Below are 19,022 nucleotides of genomic sequence, written 5' to 3' on the forward strand. Positions count from 1 at the left end.
CGGCCCGCGGAGCCAGGCCGGCACCGTGACCGGGGTGTCCGGCTCCGCCGGGCCGGCCGGCGCCCACGGGACTACTGTGATGGCGCATGAGCACCTGGTTGCCCCTGGATGCCGTGCCCCGGCTCGCCGGGTCGGTGGTCCTGGGAGCCGTGGCCGGAGTGGCCGTCGGACTGCCGACCGACGCGGCCCTGGGCGTTCTGGCCGGTATCGCCGCGACGCAGCTGATCTTCGTCGTGGCGGGCTGGGCCGTGCTGTGGCCGATGGATGCCAAGGCCACCCACCGCAATGCCCGACGTGAGGACTTCCGGCCGGTCACCGAGGAGCTCGCGGTGGTCACGGTGGCGCTGTGTGCACTGGTCGCCATCGTGCTGCTGCTCGTGCGGGGCGAGTCCGACACCGGCCACGTCGCGGCCGCGACCGCGCTGTGCGGGATCTTCCTGGCCTGGGCGGCGCTGCACCTGATGTACGCCACCCGGTACGCCTGTCTGTACTACGAGGCCGGGGGCGGAATCGACTTCAACTCGGACGACCCGCCGACGTACCGGGATTTCCTCTACTTCAGCTACAACCTCGGTATGACCTATCAGGTGTCCGACACCGACGTCTCCAGCAACAGGATCCGCGCGATCGTGCTCCGGCACACACTGCTGTCCTACGTCTTCGGCACCGGCATCCTGGCCAGCGCCATCAATCTCTTCGTGGGAATCGTCAGCGCCTGACACCTGCGGCCGGGCCGGATCGGACCGGCAACGGCACCGTCGTGGTAATGATCTTGAGGTAACCCGTAACCAGGTGGACTGTCCGCGGTTGTAGCGGTGGGGGGCCTGATGCCTGCGTCCAGGTCCCCCTTCGCCGAGGACACCGACTCGCCCCGAGGCGGGCGTGCGCCTTGGGACAGGGACGCCTGGGACCGCGGGAGGACAGGGAGCCGTGACCGTGACCGAGTCTGCGCCCGGGGGATGCGCGTCCGCGGGGGCGCGCGCCGCGCACGACGGGATTCTGCGGCGCCAGACGGCGCGCGAGTCGGCGGCGCGTACTTATGCGCGCGCCCTGCCGATCGTGCCGGTCCGCGCCCGCGGACTCACCATCGAGGGCGCGGACGGCCGCCGCTACCTGGACTGCCTCTCGGGCGCGGGCACTCTCGCCCTCGGACACAACCACCCCGTGGTCCTCGAGGCCATCCGCAAGGTCCTCGACTCGGGCGCACCGCTGCACGCCCTGGACCTCGCCACCCCCGTCAAGGACGCCTTCATCACCGAACTGTTCCGCACCCTGCCCGCCGGGCTCGCGGACCGGGCGCGGGTGCAGTTCTGCGGACCGGCGGGCACCGACGCCGTGGAGGCCGCGTTCAAGCTGGTCCGCGCCGCCACCGGCCGCACCGGCATCCTGGCCTTCGCCGGCGCCTACCACGGGATGACCGCGGGAGCGCTGGCCGCGTCCGGGCACGCCTCCGACGTGAGGGTGGCGCGCCTGCCCTATCCGCAGGACTATCGCTGCCCCTTCGGCGTCGGCGGCGCCCGCGGCGCCGAACTCGCCGCACGCTGGACCGAGTCCCTCCTGGACGACCCCAAGTCCGGAGTACCACAGCCCGCCGGCATGATCCTCGAACCCGTGCAGGGCGAGGGCGGCGTGATCCCCGCGCCCGACGCCTGGATGCGGCGCATCCGGCAGATCACCGCGGACCGGTCCATCCCGCTGATCGCCGACGAGATCCAGACGGGCGTCGGGCGCACGGGTGCCTTCTGGGCGGTGGAACACAGCGGAGTGACACCCGATGTGATGGTGTTGTCCAAGGCCATCGGGGGCAGCCTGCCGCTGGCGGTCGTGATCTACCGTGACGACCTCGACGCCTGGGAACCGGGAGCCCACGCCGGGACCTTCCGCGGCAACCAACTCGCCATGGCCGCAGGCACCGCGACGCTCGCCCACGTCCGCGAAAACCGCCTCGCCGAGCGGGCGGCCACCTTGGGCTCCCGCATGCTCTCCCAACTACGGCTCCTGGCCCAGGACTTCCCGTGCCTGGGCGATGTGCGGGGGCGGGGCCTGATGATCGGCCTCGAACTGGTGGACCCCCATGGCGAGCCGGAGCGGGGCGACGACGGCCGCGTGGACGGGGACGGGACATCGGGGACGGCCGCACCCGGTGTGCCGGGCCCGTGGGACACGAGCGGGGACGAACCCACGGCGGACCGAGGCCGCGCACCCCGCCCCGCCGCACCGGAACTCGCGGCCGCCGTGCAGCGCGAGTGCCTGCGACGCGGCCTCATCGTCGAACTCGGTGGCCGCCACGCCGGCGTCGTACGGCTCCTTCCCCCACTGACGATCAGCGACGAGCAGGCGTCGGCCGTACTCGACCGCCTCGCCGACGCGGTCGAGGCGGTGTCCCACAGCCACGATCGAACCGACCGTGTCGACCGAGGCGGTCGGACCGGTCGGGCGGTCGGCCGGGATCAGTAGGAACACGCTCCGCCCCTGCGGCCCGAAGTTCCGGAGACTGGCTCGGCCGACCCGACCGGGCCCGCGGCGCACCAGCCAACCCCACGCAGCCCCGATGCGCCCGCGCACCGACCCCGGCAACCACACGCTCCGTACGACCCGCAAGGAACCGTCTTCCACGATCCGTACGACCCGCAAGGAACCGTCTTGAACGCCAACCCCTCGCCCCAGGGCCGCTCCCACGACGCGACCGAGACGGTGCCCCACCCGAGACGAACGGCACCGAACGCCGAGCGGTGGGACGGCGCGACCACCGACCTCCTCGAGCACCCCGACCCGCACACCGCAGCCCAGGCCGCGGCCGCGGAGAACCTCCTGCGCTGCTGGGTACGGGAGACCGGTATCGCGGCTCCTGACGAGGACACCCTCCGCATCCCCCTCCCGGCCAGCGGTACGGCGCTGCACGTCCCGGTTCGCTACTGGTCCCCGACCGGATGGCACCGCTTCGGCCTGCCCCGCCTGGCCGATGCCCCGGAGGACGCCCCACCGGCCGACGCCCTCACGGTGGCGTCCCTGCTCACCAGGGAGACACCGACGACGGCCCCCGCCGCGTCGGCCCCCGCCGGAGAGCGCACCGATGGCGTCGCCCAGGAGGCAACCGGTGCCGGCACAGCGCCCGGTGGTGCGGACGTCGTCGATCTTCTTGCCCGGGTCGCCGACTCCGTCCGCCGCACCGCCCATTTCCTCAGCGATCGCAGGCAGCGTCCCGCGGACGGACCCGACGTCTTCCTGACCGCCGAGCAAGCCCTTCTGCTCGGGCATCCGCTGCACCCGACCCCGAAGAGCCGGGAAGGCCTGTCCGAGGCCGAAGCACGGGCGTACTCACCGGAGTTGCGAGGCTCCTTCCCCCTGCACTGGATGGCGGTCGGCCGCCCCGTACTCGCCACCGACTCGGCCTGGACCGAGCGCGGCCGACCCGTCCCCGCGGACCGGCTCACCATCCGGCTCGCCGGAGCCGGGCTGGAGCTGCCCGAGGGATTCGCCGCCCTGCCGCTGCATCCGTGGCAGTTGCGCGAGGTCCGTCATCGTGCCGAGACCGTGGCCCTGCTCGACGACGGACTGCTCCGCGACCTCGGCCCCTTCGGCCCTTCCTGGCACCCCACCTCCTCCGTGCGAACCGTCCACCGCTCCGGCGCTCCGGCCATGCTGAAGCTGTCCCTGGGCCTGCGTATCACCAACTCCCGCCGCGAGAACCTCCGCAAGGAACTGCACCGTGGAGTCGAGGTCCACCGCCTGTTGCGCGGCGGCCTCTCACAGCAGTGGCGGGCCGCGCACCCCGGCTTCGACATCGTCCGCGACCCGGCCTGGCTGGCCGTCGACACCCCGGACGGCGCCCCCGTGCCGGGCCTGGACGTGATGATCCGGCACAACCCGTTCCGGCCCTCGGACGACGTCTCCTGCATCGCCGGGCTCGTCGCCCCCCGGCCGTGCCACCTCCCCGATGGCTCCCCGGTCCTACGGTCCCGGCTGGCCGAGGTCGTCACCCGCCTTGCCTCCCGCACCGGCCGCCCCCAAGGCGCCGTCGCCGCCGAGTGGTTCCTGCGCTACCTCGAACAGGTGGTCCGCCCCCTGCTCTGGCTCGACGGCGAGGCGGGGATCGCCCTGGAAGCACACCAGCAGAACACGCTGCTCCTGCTGGACGCCGACGGCTGGCCCGCGGGCGGCCGCTACCGCGACAACCAGGGCTACTACTTCCGCGAGTCCCGGCATGCCGAACTGGACGCCCGGTTGCCCGGCATCGGCGAGCACAGCGACACCTTCGTACCGGACCACGTCACCGACGAACGCTTCGCCTATTACCTGGCCGTCAACAACGTGTTCGGTCTCATCGGTGCCCTCGGCTCACAGCGCCTCGCGGACGAGGAGCTGCTGCTGGCCGCCTTCCGCCGCTTTCTGGGCGGCTGCGCGTCCGGTCCCGCCCGACTCCGCTCCGCCCTCCCGGCCCGACTGCTCGACGGGCCGGTCCTGCGCTGCAAGGCCAACCTGCTGACCCGACTGCACGGCCTCGACGAACTCGTAGGTCCGGTCGACACCCAATCCGTCTACGTCACCATCACCAACCCCCTGAACCTCTGAGGGTCATACCTTCCGACCATCAGCCGTCCTGACCGACCACCTCCTGACCGTCACGCCTCCTGACCATCTCCCGTCCTGACCGTCACGCCTCCTGATCATCCCGTCCTGACCGTCACGCCTCCTGATCATCCCCGTCCTGACCGTCACCCGTCCCGCTCACTCCTCCCGACCGTCACCCACCCCCTTCGGCCCCGAGGACCATGCCCCACCCCGTCTCCCGAGAGGAGCGCGCCATGCCTCCCACCGACGCCGGCACCGACGCCGGCCGCGTCCCCGCTGCCGGGACCGAGCCGACCACCGCCCTGAACGACACGGGCCCGCAGCCCGGTGCCCACACCGACGCGAGCGGAGGGGGCGCCGACAGCGAGGACACGCTCGACCTGCGTCTCCCCGACCAGTTCGTCGCGCTCTTCGCGCAGACGTCACGCATGGACACGCCCGTCACGGACGACCTCCTCGGCGGCATCGGTGACTGGGGCCCCACGGTCACGTCCGTCGGTGCCTTCCAGCTGGCCCCCGTCCGCGTCGATCGGGATCTGCCGGTCATCCACCGCTGGATGAACGATCCCGCCGTCGCCGAGTTCTGGCATCTGGCCGGGACGCCGAGCGTCACCGAGGCCCATCTGTGTGCGCAGGTCCACGGCGACGGGCGCAGCGTGCCGTGCCTGGGTCTGCTCGACGGCGCGCCCATGAGCTACTGGGAGATCTACCGGGCCGATCTCGATCCCCTGGCCCGCCACTACGCGGCACGACCGCACGACACGGGTGTCCATCTGCTCATCGGCAGTGTCGGCGACCGCGGGCGAGGACTGGGCAGCGCCCTGCTGCGAGCGGTCGCCGACCTCGTACTCGACAAGCGTCCTGCCTGTGCCCGAGTCATCGCCGAACCCGACCTTCGCAACGCACCCTCGGTAGCCGCTTTCCTCAACGCCGGCTTCCGGTTCTCCGCCGAGCTCGAACTGCCCGCCAAGCGGGCCGCCCTCATGATCCGAGACCGGTCCTTGCGCCATCTGCTGTGACCAGGAGTCACGGTGGCGTCGCTCTTGGTGCGTCGCTGTCCCGTCCCTGGTCCCCGGCTTGATCGCCCCTTTGTCAGTCCCGAGCCGTAGGGTGGTCGCGCTATGACAAAGCCCTCACTCCCCGAACTCCTGCATGCCGCCGTCGCTGCCGTCGGCGGTACAGAGCGCCCCGGCCAGGTGACCATGGCCCAAGCCGTCGCGGACGCCATCGACGACAACTCGCATCTGCTCGTCCAGGCCGGCACCGGCACCGGAAAGTCGCTCGGCTACCTCGTACCCGCGCTTGCCCACGGGGAGCGGGTCGTCGTGGCCACCGCCACCCTGGCCCTGCAGCGCCAGCTCGTGGAGCGGGATCTGCCGCGCACGGTCGACGCCCTGCACCCCTTGCTGCGCCGCCGCCCGGAGTTCGCGATGCTCAAGGGACGGTCGAACTATCTCTGCCTGCACCGCTTGCACGAGGGTGTACCGCAGGACGAGGAGGAGGGCCTGTTCGACCAGTTCGAGGCGGCGGCACCCACCAGCAAGCTGGGCCAGGACCTGCTGCGGCTGCGGGACTGGGCGGACGAGACGGAGAGCGGGGACCGCGACGACCTCACGCCCGGTGTCTCCGACCGGGCGTGGGCCCAGGTGTCGGTTTCGTCCCGCGAGTGCCTGGGCGCCTCGAAGTGTGCCTACGGGGCCGAGTGCTTCGCCGAGATGGCCCGCGAGCGTGCCAAGCTCTCCGAGGTCGTCGTCACCAACCACGCGCTGCTCGCGATCGACGCCATCGAGGGCGCGCCGGTCCTGCCGCAGCACGAGGTGCTGATCGTCGACGAGGCACATGAACTGGTCTCCCGGGTGACCGGGGTCGCCACCGGTGAGCTCACCCCCGGGCAGGTGAACCGCGCGGTGCGCCGGGCGGCGAAGCTCGTCAACGAGAAGGCCGCCGACCAGTTGCAGACCGCCGCCGAGGGCTTCGAGCGGCTGATGGAGCTCGCCCTGCCCGGCCGCCTGGAAGAGATCCCGGAGGACCTCGGCTACGCGCTGCTGGCACTGCGTGATGCCGCCCGCAACGTCATCTCGGCGCTCGGTGCGACCCGAGACAAGTCCGTCCAGGACGAGGACGCGGTCCGCAAGCAGGCGCTGGCCTCCGTGGAGAGCGTGCACGACGTGGCGGAGCGGATCGCCAACGGTTCCGAGTGGGACGTCGTCTGGTACGAGCGCCACGACCGCTTCGGCGCCTCCCTGCGCGTGGCCCCCATGTCCGTGTCGGGGCTGCTGAGGGAGAAGCTGTTCGCGGACCGCTCCGTCGTTCTGACCTCCGCCACCCTCAAACTCGGCGGCGACTTCAACGGCGTCGGTGCTTCGCTGGGCCTCGCCCCCGAGGGCACGGAGGGCGACGACCTTCCCCAGTGGAAGGGAGTCGACGTCGGCTCACCCTTCGACTACCGCAAGCAGGGCATCCTGTATGTCGCCAAGCACCTGGCCCGCCCCGCGCGCGACGGTGACCGCGCGGACATGCTCGACGAGCTGACGGAGCTGATCCAGGCGGCGGGCGGCCGGACGCTCGGCCTGTTCTCCTCGATGCGGGGTGCCCAGCTCGCCGCGGAGGAGTTGCGTACCCGTATCCCGGAGTTCCCGATCCTGCTCCAGGGCGAGGAGACTCTGGGCGAGCTGATCAAGAACTTCGCGGCGGACCCGAAGACCTGTCTCTTCGGCACGCTGTCCCTGTGGCAGGGCGTGGACGTTCCCGGACCCAGCTGCCAGCTGGTCGTCATGGACAAGATCCCGTTCCCGCGCCCGGACGACCCGCTGATGAGTGCCCGCCAGAAGGCCGTCGAGGACGCCGGCGGCAACGGCTTCATGGCGGTCGCCGCGACGCATGCGGCGTTGTTGATGGCCCAGGGCGCCGGCCGTCTTGTCCGGGCGTCGGGGGACCGGGGTGTGGTCGCCGTGCTGGACCAGCGACTGGCCACGGCTCGCTACGGCGGCTATCTGAAGGCATCACTGCCCGACTTCTGGTTCACCACGGACCGTAACCAGGTCCGCAGGTCGCTTGCCGCGATCGACGCGGTGGCGAGGCAGGCGGAGGGGGAGTGATCGCCAGGTGGTCTGTCCCGGTGCCGGGACAGACCACCTGTGGTCCGGATGCGGACCCGCACAGCGCAGGGCCCCGGAACCGGCGCAGGGGTCCCGGGGCCCGGTCAGGGGGCGAAGGTGAGGAGTCGCCCGTGCGGCGGTCAGACGCGCCGCAGTACCGCCACCACCTTGCCGAGGATGGTCGCGTCGTCGCCGGGGATCGGCTCGTACGCCGCGTTGTGCGGGAGCAGCCAGACGTGGCCGTCCTCGCGCTTGAAGCGCTTGACGGTGGCCTCGCCGTCGATCATCGCGGCCACGATGTCGCCGTTCTCGGCGACCTGCTGACGGCGGACCGTCACCCAGTCGCCGTCGCAGATCGCAGCCTCGATCATGGAGTCGCCGACCACCTTCAGGACGAACAGCTCACCGTCGCCGACCAGCTGCCGGGGGAGAGGGAAGACGTCCTCGACCGACTCCTCGGCGAGGATGGGGCCACCGGCGGCGATCCGGCCGACCAGCGGGACGTACGAAGCGGCCGGCTTGCCCACGGTGTCCGTGGGCTGCAGCGTGGCGGCCTGGTCGGAGCCGCGGACCTCGTACGCGCGCGGGCGGTGCGGGTCACGGCGCAGGAAACCCTTGCGTTCGAGCGCCATCAGCTGGTGCGCGACCGAGGAGGTGCTGGAGAGGCCGACGGCCTGGCCGATCTCGCGCATGGACGGCGGGTAGCCGCGCCGCTGCACCGAGTCCCTGATGACCTCGATCACCCGGCGCTGCCGGTCGGTGAGGCCCGAGCTGTCCGCGCGGATGCCTGGAGGTCGGCCCGGCAGGGAGCGCTTGGGCCCCTCGGGATTCGTGGCTTCGTTCATCGCATGCACCGGCTCGAGTCGGCCCTGGGAGCGGTCCTGGGCAGTGATGATGGCACTGTCTGCGGTGGTGGTCACGTCGGCCCCTCTCGATGGTCTCCCTGCTGCACAACGGTAGTTGCTTTCGAAAGGTTGCGCCAAACACACGTTCGAGTGAAAAAACGCGGATTGCCGGACTTGATCATGTGTTTGGGTGTATGGCTAACGCGGCACCTGGCGGACAAAAGGGATCATTGTTGTACTCTTCACCGCCGGGTGACGGCCTCGTGGGTCGCGCCCCAGTCTGCCATCCGGCATCGTGTCAACCGAGTACCGGTCCCCATCTGCCCGGGAGTCCCACCGGTCCTCCGTGCGGCGCCCACGGTATCTCCGTAAGAGGCGTGGCGATACGGCCGTGCGGCCGCGTGTTTCCTGCGCCTGTGCGGGCACTTGTCGCATGCGCGCCTCTGCGACACGCGTCCATGCGGGTCGATGTACGAGCCAATCCCCACATGTAGTGGTTGGATGACTACAGCAGCCCAGTAGTTGTGGTCCCCCGGGTCTTCAGCCCGCCGATCATCGCCTATGCTTGGGGCTGCTTCGCGGGGCTCATGAGGCCCAACGAGGCTATTGAGTCTGCTGTGAGGAGGGTTGGAGTCCATGCACTGCCCCTTCTGCAGGCACCCCGACAGCCGCGTCGTCGACAGCCGTACGACGGACGACGGCACGTCGATCCGCAGGCGCCGCCAGTGTCCTGACTGCTCCCGTCGTTTCACGACCGTGGAGACGTGCTCGCTCATGGTGGTCAAGCGGTCCGGAGTCACCGAGCCCTTCAGCCGTACCAAGGTCATCAATGGCGTCCGCAAGGCGTGCCAGGGACGGCCTGTCACCGAGGACGCGCTCGCCCAGCTCGGCCAGCGGGTCGAAGAGGCGGTGCGGGCCAGCGGAAGCGCCGAGGTGGCCGCCCATGACGTGGGGCTGGCCATACTCGGCCCCTTGCAGGAGCTCGACCTCGTCGCCTTTCTGCGATTCGCCTCCGTCTACCGGGCGTTCGACTCGCTGGAGGACTTCGAGGCCGCGATCGCGGAACTGAGGGAAGGGTCGCGACGCCCCGACGCGGAGGGCGAGGACGGCGGCGGTGTCGCGGGGAGCCAGGAAGACGAACGCGGGCGCGGAGGGACGGCTGAGGTCCCCGTGCCCGCACGCGCCGCCGACTGATCGACGGGCCGGCCCGGACGGCGCGTCCGGAACCGGCTGAGCGGCGGCGAGGAAGACCTGTTGCGGGCGGCAGCGAGAGGGCGCCCGCAGCACCAGACAGAACACGTGCTTCGGGAACATCGGAGCACTTCAGGGCGTTTTCGCCCGTACAGGGAGGCGGCATGACAGAGACGGCGAGCGGTCCGGCACGAGGTTCCCGAGCCAAGGGCACCAAGGGCACCAAGGGACTGCGTATCGAGCGCGTCCACACCACCCCCGGCGTACACCCGTACGACGAGGTGAGCTGGGAGCGCCGTGACGTCGTCATGACCAACTGGCGCGACGGCTCGGTCAACTTCGAGCAGCGTGGCGTCGAGTTCCCCGACTTCTGGTCGGTGAACGCGGTCAACATCGTCACCAGCAAGTACTTCCGTGGGGCCGTCGGCACCCCGCAGCGCGAGACCGGCCTCAAGCAGCTGATCGACCGCATCGTGAAGACGTACCGGAAGGCCGGTGAGGACCACAAGTACTTCGCCTCGCCCGCCGACGCCGAGATCTTCGAGCACGAGCTGGCCTACGCCCTCCTGCACCAGATCTTCAGCTTCAACAGCCCCGTCTGGTTCAACGTGGGCACCCCGCAGCCCCAGCAGGTCTCCGCCTGCTTCATCCTGTCCGTCGACGACTCCATGGAGTCGATCCTCGACTGGTACAAGGAAGAGGGCATGATCTTCAAGGGCGGCTCCGGCGCCGGCCTGAACCTCTCCCGCATCCGCTCCTCCAAGGAACTGCTCTCCTCCGGCGGCAACGCCTCCGGTCCGGTCTCCTTCATGCGCGGCGCCGACGCCTCCGCCGGCACCATCAAGTCCGGTGGCGCCACCCGCCGCGCCGCCAAGATGGTCATCCTCGACGTCGACCACCCCGACGTGGAGGACTTCATCGAGACCAAGGTCAAGGAGGAGGAGAAGATCCGCGCCCTGCGCGACGCGGGCTTCGACATGGACCTGGGCGGCGACGACATCACGTCCGTCCAGTACCAGAACGCCAACAACTCGGTCCGCGTCAACGACGAGTTCATGAAGGCCGTCGAGCAGGACGGGAAGTTCGGCCTGCGCGCGCGGATGACCGGCGAGGTCATCGAAGAGGTCGACGCCAAGGGCCTGTTCCGCAAGATGGCCGAGGCCGCCTGGGCCTGTGCCGACCCGGGCATCCAGTACGACGACACCATCAACCACTGGCACACCTGCCCCGAGTCGGGCCGCATCAACGGCTCGAACCCCTGCAGCGAGTACATGCACCTGGACAACACGTCCTGCAACCTCGCCTCGCTGAACCTGATGAAGTTCCTGAAGGACGACGGCGAGGGCAACCAGTCCTTCGACGTCGAGCGCTTCTCGAAGGTCGTCGAGCTGGTCATCACCGCGATGGACATCTCGATCTGCTTCGCGGACTTCCCGACGCAGAAGATCGGAGAGAACACCCGGGCCTTCCGCCAGCTCGGCATCGGCTACGCCAACCTGGGCGCCCTGCTGATGGCGACCGGCCACGCCTACGACTCCAACGGCGGCCGCGCCCTCGCCGGTGCCATCACCTCCCTGATGACCGGCACCGCGTACAGGCGCTCCGCCGAACTCGCCGCGGTCGTCGGCCCCTACGACGGCTACGCCCGCAACGAGCAGCCGCACCTGCGCGTCATGAAGCAGCACGCCGACGCCAACGCCCAGGCCGTCCGCATGGACGACCTGGACACCTCGGTGTGGGCCGCCGCCACGGAGGCCTGGCAGGACGTCCTGCGCCTCGGCGAGAAGAACGGTTTCCGTAACTCCCAGGCGTCCGTCCTCGCGCCGACCGGCACCATCGGTCTGGCCATGTCCTGCGACACCACCGGTGTCGAGCCGGATCTCGCCCTGGTGAAGTTCAAGAAGCTGGTCGGCGGCGGCTCGATGCAGATCGTCAACGGCACGGTCCCGCAGGCCCTGCGCCGCCTGGGCTACCAGGAGGAGCAGATCGAGGCGATCGTCGCCCACATCGCCGAGCACGGCAATGTGATCGACGCCCCCGGCCTCAGGCACGAGCACTACGAGGTCTTCGACTGCGCCATGGGCGAGCGCGCCATCTCCCCGATGGGCCACGTCCGCATGATGGCCGCCATCCAGCCGTGGATCTCGGGCGCCATCTCCAAGACGGTCAACATGCCGGAGTCGGCGACCGTCGAGGAGGTCGAGGAGATCTACTTCGAGGCCTGGAAGCTGGGCGTCAAGGCGCTTGCCATCTACCGCGACAACTGCAAGGTCGGCCAGCCGCTCTCCGCCAAGAAGAAGGAGGAGGAGAAGGCCGAGATCGCCGAGAAGGCCGAGGACACCATCCGCACCGCGGTCGAGAAGGTCGTCGAGTACCGCCCGGTCCGCAAGCGCCTCCCGAAGGGCCGTCCCGGCATCACCACCTCCTTCACCGTCGGCGGCGCCGAGGGCTACATGACCGCCAACTCCTACCCGGACGACGGTCTCGGCGAGGTCTTCCTGAAGATGTCCAAGCAGGGCTCGACCCTCGCGGGCATGATGGACGCCTTCTCCATCGCCGTCTCGGTGGGTCTGCAGTACGGCGTGCCGCTGGAGACGTACGTCTCGAAGTTCACCAACATGCGCTTCGAGCCGGCCGGCATGACCGACGACCCGGACGTGCGGATGGCGCAGTCGATCGTCGACTACATCTTCCGGCGCCTGGCGCTCGACTTCCTGCCCTTCGAGACGCGCTCCGCGCTCGGCATCCACTCCGCCGAGGAGCGCCAGCGTCACCTGGAGACCGGTTCGTACGAGCAGTCCATCGACGATGACGAGGTCGACGTCGAGGGCCTGGCCCAGTCGGCGCCGCGCCAGACCGACCTCAAGGCCGTCGCCACGCCGAAGGCCGACGCCGAGGCGGCCAAGCCCGCCCCGCAGCAGGCGCACACCAGCGCCGAACTGGTGGAGATGCAGCTGGGCATCCAGGCCGACGCCCCGCTCTGCTTCTCCTGCGGTACGAAGATGCAGCGGGCCGGTTCCTGCTACATCTGCGAGGGCTGCGGCTCGACGAGCGGCTGCAGCTGACAGCCGCGAGGCCGTGAAGCAGACGGAAGGGCCATGAAGTAAGGGGCGACCGCCATGGGCGGCCGCCCCTTACCCGTTCCGGCTACGACAGGTGGAGCCTGCCCATGCTGCGCAGGAAGGTCGCCGGGTCGTCCTCGAAGCCGTGGACACCGGGGTGCACGCCCCAGTTGCCGTTCTCGTCACGCACGAACTCGGCGACGGCGGCTGCCGTGGCCCCGAGGACATCGCCGAAGTCGTTCTCGGCGAGCACCGAGTAGCCTTCGCGGATCCGCAGTCCCGGGTTGCGGACGTCGACGAAGGTGCGGCGTTCGGCGGGCTGCTGGATGATCACGCCCACCACCACGCGCGTGTACCGCTCGGCGAGCCGGTCCAGCTCCAGCGTCATGACCTCGTCCCAGCCGAAGCCCCTGCCGTCCCGGCTGTCGCGGTTGAGGTAGATCGTGCCGTCGGGGGAGCGGCTGTCGAAGTGCACCACGTAGGCGGGAGCGCCGTGCGGATCGCTCGCCACGTAGGTCGCGGCGACGATGTCCAGATCGGTGGGTGGTCGCCCCGCCGGGCTCGGGTCCCACTTGAGCGCGACTTCCACCTTGCCGATCCCCTTGCCGAGTCCGCTCACCGGACTCCCCCTTCCCCGTCCCCGTGTGTCGCCGTGTCCCAACTGCTCGACACCGGACGTCTGTTGTCCATCGTGCCACGCACACGGAGGCGCATGCGCGGGTGCGGTCCGGGCGAGAGTGACCGGCGCCACGCTCCGTGGCCTTACCATGGCGCGGTGCTGGTCAAGTGGATTCGCTGCACCGTGGTGGACCGCCGCGGCTTCGAGCGGGGGCAGCGAAAGTGGGCGGGGCTTCTGGGGGAGCCGGGGTTTCGGGGGCAGGGCGGTGGCTGGAGCCGGACGCGGCCGGGGGCGGCGCACATATTCGCCTTCTGGGAGAGCCGTGCCTTCTACGACTCCTTCATGGCGCGCTCTCACGACCGGCTGGCCGCGGCCCAGACCGGTACGTTCAAGGACGCGCAGGTGAGGCTGTTCGACCACCGCTTCGACGTGAAGACGGGGTTCGAGCCGCGTTTCACGGACGCCGACCTGCTGCGGGTGGCCCTGTGCCGGGTCCACGAGGAGCGCGCCGACCACTTCACGCTGATGCAGGAGAAGGTTTGGAACCCTGCCATGGCCGGGTCGCCCGGCATGGTGCGCGGTCTCTTCGGCGAGGCGCCGGGGAGCGAGTTCCTCGTCCTGTCGATGTGGCAGTCGTCCGCCGAGCACGGCAAGTACCGCACGGAGCGCGTGGAACGGCTCGCGCTGCGGGCCCAGACGGAGGCCGACATCGCGGCGCTGACGGGCGACATCGTGGAGCTCGAGCCGAGCTGGACGGTGTGAGTGGCGGGCTCCCTGGTCGTGTGCGTCGTGTGGTGCATGACGCGGGTTCTGTGTGACCTACGCCGTATGGGGCGGGGCCGAGTCCTCGATCAGCCGTCACCCGATTTAGTGTTCTGGCATGGCACGACCACGGCGCATCGTCCTTGTCCGGCACGGCGAGTCAACGGGCAATGTTGACGATTCCGTGTACGAGCGCGAGCCGGACCACGCGCTGGCACTCACCGAGCGGGGGTGGCGGCAGGCGGAGGAGACCGGCAAGAAACTGCGGGAGGTGTTCGGCCGGGAACGTGTGAGCGTGTACGTCTCCCCCTACCGGCGCACCCATGACACTCTCCGGGCATTCCACCTCGACCCCGACCTCATCCGGGTCCGGGAGGAGCCCCGGCTGCGTGAGCAGGACTGGGGGAACTGGCAGGATCGCGACGACGTGCGGCTTCAGAAGGCCTACCGGGACGCGTACGGGCACTTTTTCTACCGTTTCGTCCAAGGGGAGTCGGGTGCCGACGTCTACGACCGGGTGGGTGGCTTCCTGGAAAGCCTCTTCCGCAGCTTCGAGGCCCCCGACCATCCGCCCAACGTGCTCCTGGTGACCCACGGCCTGGCGATGCGGCTGTTCTGCATGCGCTGGTTCCACTGGACGGTCGCGGAATTCGAGTCGTTGTCCAATCCGGGGAACGCCGAGGTGCGGATGCTCGTTCTCGGTGACGACGGCAGATACACCCTTGACCGGCCGTTCGAGCGATGGCGGGACCCGGAGCCGTACGGGATCACCGGATAGAGTGGCAGAGCGATGACCGCTGATTCCTCTCCCGACGTGCGCCTGTGCCGCGCCCTGGCCGGCCTGCGCGGACTGGCGGTGGGGGACGCGCTGGGCTCGCAGTTCTTCGTTCCCGCGAACTATCCGCTGCTCAAGCGCCGCGAGCTCCCGCCCGGCAGCTGGCACTGGACCGACGACACGGAGATGGCCTGCTCCGTGATCGCCGTCCTCGCCGCCCACCACCGCATCGACCAGGACGCCCTGGCGTGGTCCTTCGCCGAGCACCGCGGCCCTGACCGGGCGTACGGCGCGGGGACGGCCCGGCTGCTGGACCAGGTCCGCGAAGGCGGCGACTGGCGCGTCCTCGCGCCCGACCTCTTCAAGGGGCTGGGCTCGTGGGGGAGTGGCGCCGCGACCCGGATCGCCCCGCTCGGTGCCTGGTACGCGGACGACCCGGAGCAGGCCACCCACCAGGCCGAGATCTCGGCCTACCCCACGCACCAGCACCGCGAGGCCGTCGTCGGCGCCATGGCCGTCGCCGCGGCAGCCGCTCTGACCGCCGCTCCCGGCGGTCCACCGAGCTCCGAGGCGCTGCTCGACGGCGTCATCGCCCTCGTACCGGCCAGGAGCGCTGTCGGCGCCGGTCTACGGCGCGCTCGGGACATGCTCGACTACGGTGACGCGGCGACCGTCGCCGCCGTCCTCGGCTCCGGCCGGCGTACGACGGCCCACGACACGGTGCCCTTCGCGCTCTGGTCGGCTGCCCGGTGCCTCGGAAACTACGAGGCCGCGTTCTGGACCACCGCCAAGGCCGGTGGTGATGTCGACACGACCTGCGCCATCGTGGGCGGGGTGCTCGCATCGGGGAAGGCCGGAACGCCGCCCGCGGAGTGGGTGCAGCGGACGGAGGCGCTCCCGGACTGGGTGCCCACGTCCGTGTGAGGTGCCTTCCCGGAGGTCCGTGCCATCTCTCCTCATCGGAACTCTCCGTGTCGGTCGGGAACTCTGCGTGACCGCTCGTCCGTTGTAGTGGCATCCGCTGTGTGATTGCTGTGCGATTCGGGGTTCGACGCAGACGGATGGCACAGGAACGTCCGAGGGGGTGGCCATGCGGGTCCTGCTGTTTGGAGTGGTCCTGCTGTTTGCGGTGGTGTGGCTCGGCGCGGACCGTGTGCGTCGTCCGTTCGCCGCGGGGTGCGGGGAACGGACGACGGTGGGCCGAGGGTCGCCCTCATGCCCGGGCGGTGGACCCTGCGGACGGCGTGGGGCTCTCCATGGGCCTTCGTGCGGTCGGCCTGGTCACCCGATCCCGGGACCCGCCGTGCCGGCGAGGGCTTCCAGGTCGCTCCTGCGGACCCGGATCACCAGCCAGGCGGTGAGCAGGGCGAGCGCGGCCATCGCCGCGGCCGGGACGAAGGCCGTGGAGATGCCCTGGGCGAGCACGTCGTGGCTCCAGGGAGCGGGCAGCTGATGGGTCTTGGCGAACTCCGCCTTCTGTTCCGCCGAACCGTCGGTGAGGAACTTCGGCAGCTGCTTCTTCGCCTCGTCCTTGCTGGCCGAGCCGAACACCGTCGTCAGGATCGACAGACCGAGCGAACCGCCCACCTGCTGTGTGGCGTTGAGCAGCCCGGAGGCGGCCCCCGCCTCGTGCTGGGCCACACCCGAAACGGCGGTGACCGTCACGGTCACGAAGTTCAGGCCCATTCCGAAGCCGAACACCAGCATCGGCCCCAGCACCCCGCCGACGTAGGAACTGTCGGGGCTGATGAAGGTCTGCCAGACGAGCCCGATCGCCACGAGTGCCGAGCCGCCGAGCATGAACGGCTTGGGGCCGAGCACCGGAAGGAACCGCTGCGACAGACCCGCGCCCACCGCGATCGCGACGGTCACCGGAAGGAAGGCCAGCCCGGCCTTGATCGGGCTGTACCCCAGCACGTTCTGCACGAAGAGCACGATGTAGAAGAACATGCCGAACATCGCGGCGGCCAGGCTGAGCATGATGACGTACGTGCCCGAGCGGTTGCGGTCCGCGAACATCCTCAGGGGGGTGATCGGCTCCCTGGCGCGCCGCTCGGTGAGCGCGAAGGCCACCAGCAGGACCACCGCGGCCGCGAAGGACCCGAGCGTCAGACTGTCCCGCCAACCGTTCTCCGACGCCCGGATGAAGCCGTAGACGAGGGCCGCCATGCCCACGGTCGAGGTCAGCGCGCCCGCGATGTCGAAGCGCCCGGGATGCCGTTCGGACTCATTGATGTAGAGCGGCGTCAGCAGGGCGATCAGTACGCCGATGGGCACGTTGACGAAGAGCACCCAGCGCCAGTCGAGCCACTCCGTGAGCATGCCGCCGGCGAGCAGGCCTATCGCGCCGCCGCCCGCGGAGACCGCGGCGAAGACGCCGAAGGCGCGGTTCCGCTCCGGGCCTTCGGGGAAGGTGGTGGTGATGAGCGCCAGCGAGGTCGGCGACGCGATCGCGCCACCCATGCCCTGCAGGGCGCGTGCGGCCAGCAACTGCCAGGGCTCCTGGGCGAGTCCGCCCAGCAGCGAGGCGAAGGTGAACAGCAGGATGCCGGTCATGAAGACCCGGCGGCGGCCGAGGATGTCACCGGCGCGGGCACCGAGGAGCAGCAGGCCACCGAAGGTGAGCGTGTACGAGCTGACGACCCAGGTGAGGTCCGTCGTGCTGAACTTGAGCGCGTCTTGAATGTGCGGGAGTGCGATGTTCACAATCGTCGCGTCGGGAAGCATCGGGCCGTGTGTTCTGAGGTTCCGAGTTCAGCTTGCCCGCTGACGGCAGCCCTTGGTTCGGGGCGGAGGCTTCACACGGAGCTTCTGCCCCGCATGGCGCGATGAGTGGCCGGAAGCCTGCGGTAATGCTGCGGGCGCCGTACGCTCGAATCATGAGTGCCGACATTGGCAAGCGGCTCCAGAAAGTACGCAAGCGGCGTGGGATGACGCAACGGCAGCTTGCGAGCGAGTCCGGCGTTTCCCTGTCCTTGATCAGGAAGTTGGAGCAGGGAGAGCGGGCTGACACGCGTCTGGAGACCGCGCGCCAACTGGCACACGCGCTGCGAGTGCCGACGACAAACCTCCTCGCCGACCATGAGGACGAGCCGGAAGCGGCGCCGGGGGCGGATGATCGCTGGGAAGGCGTCCGGCGGGCACTCGTGGCTCCTGTGCGTGCGGACGGGATGGCCGAAGAGCCGACCGTGGAAGGTGTGCGGCACGCCCTTGAATCCGCCCTGCCATTGTTCTCCAGCGATCGTTTCGCGGAGCTGAGCGTGATCCTTCCGCCCTTGCTGCGGGACGCTGACCTCGTCGCCGAGACAGGCGCGGAGGGTCGGGAGGTGCGCGTGCGGCTCTCACAGCTCACAGGGTGGCTGCTCACTCAAACTCGGCAGTTCGAGGCTGCTGACATCGCGCTTTCCCGGTCCTTGGAAGATGCCTCGGACCGGCTTCAAGGAGCGGCAACCGTCAACACACAGTGCTGGCTGCTGCTGCGGCGTGGTCGGCTGGCTGAGGCACGTGAACTGGCCACGCGGTGGGCGGACGACGTGGAACCTCGCATCTCGAGGGCGACTCCGGCAGAGCTGAGCGCGTGGGGCTGGTTGCTGCTCCGGGCCTCCGCTGCGGCGATCCGGGACAACCGGCAGGGAGAGGCTGAGGACGCGTTGCGCTACGCCAACTCGGCGGCGGTTGCGATGGGGCGGGAGTTCGCTCCGCGTGACGACTTCTTGCAGGCATTCGGGCCGGTCACGGTGGCTCTGAAGCGGGCTGAGAATGCCATGATCGTCGACAAGCCTGACTTGGTGCTCAAGCTCTCGGCGCGTATCCCGACGGGCGGCATGCGGCCCACATCCAACAACCGCAACCGTCACCTCCTGGATGTCGCGGAGGCGCACGCGCGATCACGCGACTACGCAAAGACCGTAGAAGTCCTTCAGGGCATCCGCGCGGATGCTCCTCAGTGGCTGCCCAACCAGCGATACGCGCGGGACATCTTCAGTCGAGTGATCGGTCGGCGACGCACCCTTACGCCGGACATGCGGAGCCTTGCCGACGCGATCGGCGTCCCGCTGTGACACCCTGTGGCACTTCGCTCTGACACCTCGTCAAAGT

General features: G+C 69.9%; 14 protein-coding genes. 11 read left to right on the forward strand and 3 right to left on the reverse strand.

Features of this window, described 5'->3' with window-relative positions; translation table 11 throughout:
* Nucleotides 1-86: 86 nt before the first annotated feature.
* The 5 genes from AB0A61_RS22910 (at nucleotide 87) to AB0A61_RS22930 (ending at nucleotide 7,670) form a co-directional block, all read left to right on the forward strand.
* Nucleotides 87-719 carry a DUF1345 domain-containing protein gene (locus AB0A61_RS22910; RefSeq protein WP_361295075.1) on the forward strand — a complete coding sequence of 211 codons (633 nt, stop codon included), beginning with the start codon at nucleotides 87-89 and terminating at the stop codon, nucleotides 717-719.
* Nucleotides 720-930: 211 nt separating this feature from the next.
* Nucleotides 931-2,457, forward strand: a complete 1,527-nt coding sequence (locus AB0A61_RS22915; protein WP_361295077.1) for a diaminobutyrate--2-oxoglutarate transaminase family protein — start codon at nucleotides 931-933, stop codon at nucleotides 2,455-2,457.
* A 237-nt stretch (nucleotides 2,458-2,694) separates the two neighbouring features.
* Nucleotides 2,695-4,572, forward strand: a complete 1,878-nt coding sequence (locus AB0A61_RS22920; RefSeq protein ID WP_361295332.1) for an IucA/IucC family protein — start codon at nucleotides 2,695-2,697, stop codon at nucleotides 4,570-4,572.
* 233 nt (nucleotides 4,573-4,805) lie between these two features.
* A complete protein-coding gene (locus tag AB0A61_RS22925; protein ID WP_361295080.1) occupies nucleotides 4,806-5,591 on the forward strand; it encodes a GNAT family N-acetyltransferase in 786 nt (261 codons plus the stop codon).
* Between the two features lie 102 nt (nucleotides 5,592-5,693).
* Complete coding sequence (locus AB0A61_RS22930) at nucleotides 5,694-7,670, forward strand: ATP-dependent DNA helicase (protein ID WP_361295082.1); 1,977 nt, start codon at nucleotides 5,694-5,696, stop codon at nucleotides 7,668-7,670.
* Between the two features lie 140 nt (nucleotides 7,671-7,810).
* Here the strand turns inward: AB0A61_RS22930 and lexA are convergent, their stop codons facing one another.
* Entirely contained in the window at nucleotides 7,811-8,590 is a 780-nt protein-coding gene (gene lexA / locus AB0A61_RS22935; RefSeq protein WP_361295084.1) for a transcriptional repressor LexA, read from the reverse strand.
* A gap of 561 nt (nucleotides 8,591-9,151) precedes the next feature.
* Here lexA and nrdR point away from each other — a divergent pair.
* Nucleotides 9,152-9,709, forward strand: coding sequence for a transcriptional regulator NrdR (nrdR, locus tag AB0A61_RS22940; RefSeq protein WP_361295087.1), 558 nt, complete (start codon nucleotides 9,152-9,154; stop codon nucleotides 9,707-9,709).
* Between the two features lie 161 nt (nucleotides 9,710-9,870).
* Nucleotides 9,871-12,771 carry a vitamin B12-dependent ribonucleotide reductase gene (locus tag AB0A61_RS22945; protein ID WP_361295090.1) on the forward strand — a complete coding sequence of 967 codons (2,901 nt, stop codon included), beginning with the start codon at nucleotides 9,871-9,873 and terminating at the stop codon, nucleotides 12,769-12,771.
* Nucleotides 12,772-12,853: 82 nt separating this feature from the next.
* Here the strand turns inward: AB0A61_RS22945 and AB0A61_RS22950 are convergent, their stop codons facing one another.
* Entirely contained in the window at nucleotides 12,854-13,387 is a 534-nt protein-coding gene (locus tag AB0A61_RS22950; protein ID WP_361295093.1) for a TerD family protein, read from the reverse strand.
* Nucleotides 13,388-13,543: 156 nt separating this feature from the next.
* On the opposite strand from AB0A61_RS22950, the gene AB0A61_RS22955 reads away from it, so the two are divergent.
* The 3 genes from AB0A61_RS22955 to AB0A61_RS22965 all read left to right on the forward strand — a co-directional run bounded on the left by AB0A61_RS22955 (nucleotide 13,544) and on the right by AB0A61_RS22965 (nucleotide 15,848).
* Nucleotides 13,544-14,149 carry a YdbC family protein gene (locus tag AB0A61_RS22955; protein ID WP_361295096.1) on the forward strand — a complete coding sequence of 202 codons (606 nt, stop codon included), beginning with the start codon at nucleotides 13,544-13,546 and terminating at the stop codon, nucleotides 14,147-14,149.
* A 118-nt stretch (nucleotides 14,150-14,267) separates the two neighbouring features.
* A complete protein-coding gene (locus AB0A61_RS22960; RefSeq protein ID WP_361295099.1) occupies nucleotides 14,268-14,927 on the forward strand; it encodes a histidine phosphatase family protein in 660 nt (219 codons plus the stop codon).
* A gap of 12 nt (nucleotides 14,928-14,939) precedes the next feature.
* Complete coding sequence (locus AB0A61_RS22965) at nucleotides 14,940-15,848, forward strand: ADP-ribosylglycohydrolase family protein (protein ID WP_361295102.1); 909 nt, start codon at nucleotides 14,940-14,942, stop codon at nucleotides 15,846-15,848.
* Between the two features lie 357 nt (nucleotides 15,849-16,205).
* On the opposite strand, the gene AB0A61_RS22970 is transcribed toward AB0A61_RS22965, so the two are convergent.
* Complete coding sequence (locus AB0A61_RS22970; protein ID WP_361295105.1) at nucleotides 16,206-17,651, reverse strand: MFS transporter; 1,446 nt, start codon at nucleotides 17,649-17,651, stop codon at nucleotides 16,206-16,208.
* A 152-nt stretch (nucleotides 17,652-17,803) separates the two neighbouring features.
* On the opposite strand from AB0A61_RS22970, the gene AB0A61_RS22975 reads away from it, so the two are divergent.
* The gene (locus tag AB0A61_RS22975; protein WP_361295108.1) at nucleotides 17,804-18,985 is read left to right on the forward strand and encodes a helix-turn-helix transcriptional regulator; all 1,182 of its coding nucleotides are present in this window, start codon (nucleotides 17,804-17,806) and stop codon (nucleotides 18,983-18,985) included.
* Nucleotides 18,986-19,022: the final 37 nt, after the last annotated feature.

Origin of the sequence: Streptomyces sp. NPDC046197, from assembly GCF_040646295.1 — a bacterium.
Classification (GTDB): Bacteria; Actinomycetota; Actinomycetes; order Streptomycetales; family Streptomycetaceae; genus Streptomyces.

Bases quoted from the DNA above. Each gene is read 5' to 3' on its own strand.
- AB0A61_RS22965 (WP_361295102.1), top strand. From the start codon at position 14,940: ATGACCGCTGATTCCTCTCCCGACGTGCGCCTGTGCCGCGCCCTGGCC.
- AB0A61_RS22930 (WP_361295082.1), top strand. From the start codon at position 5,694: ATGACAAAGCCCTCACTCCCCGAACTCCTGCATGCCGCCGTCGCTGCC.
- AB0A61_RS22910 (WP_361295075.1), top strand. From the start codon at position 87: ATGAGCACCTGGTTGCCCCTGGATGCCGTGCCCCGGCTCGCCGGGTCG.
- AB0A61_RS22960 (WP_361295099.1), top strand. From the start codon at position 14,268: ATGGCACGACCACGGCGCATCGTCCTTGTCCGGCACGGCGAGTCAACG.
- nrdR (WP_361295087.1), top strand. From the start codon at position 9,152: ATGCACTGCCCCTTCTGCAGGCACCCCGACAGCCGCGTCGTCGACAGC.
- AB0A61_RS22975 (WP_361295108.1), top strand. From the start codon at position 17,804: ATGAGTGCCGACATTGGCAAGCGGCTCCAGAAAGTACGCAAGCGGCGT.
- AB0A61_RS22945 (WP_361295090.1), top strand. From the start codon at position 9,871: ATGACAGAGACGGCGAGCGGTCCGGCACGAGGTTCCCGAGCCAAGGGC.
- AB0A61_RS22970 (WP_361295105.1), bottom strand. From the start codon at position 17,651: ATGCTTCCCGACGCGACGATTGTGAACATCGCACTCCCGCACATTCAA.
- AB0A61_RS22925 (WP_361295080.1), top strand. From the start codon at position 4,806: ATGCCTCCCACCGACGCCGGCACCGACGCCGGCCGCGTCCCCGCTGCC.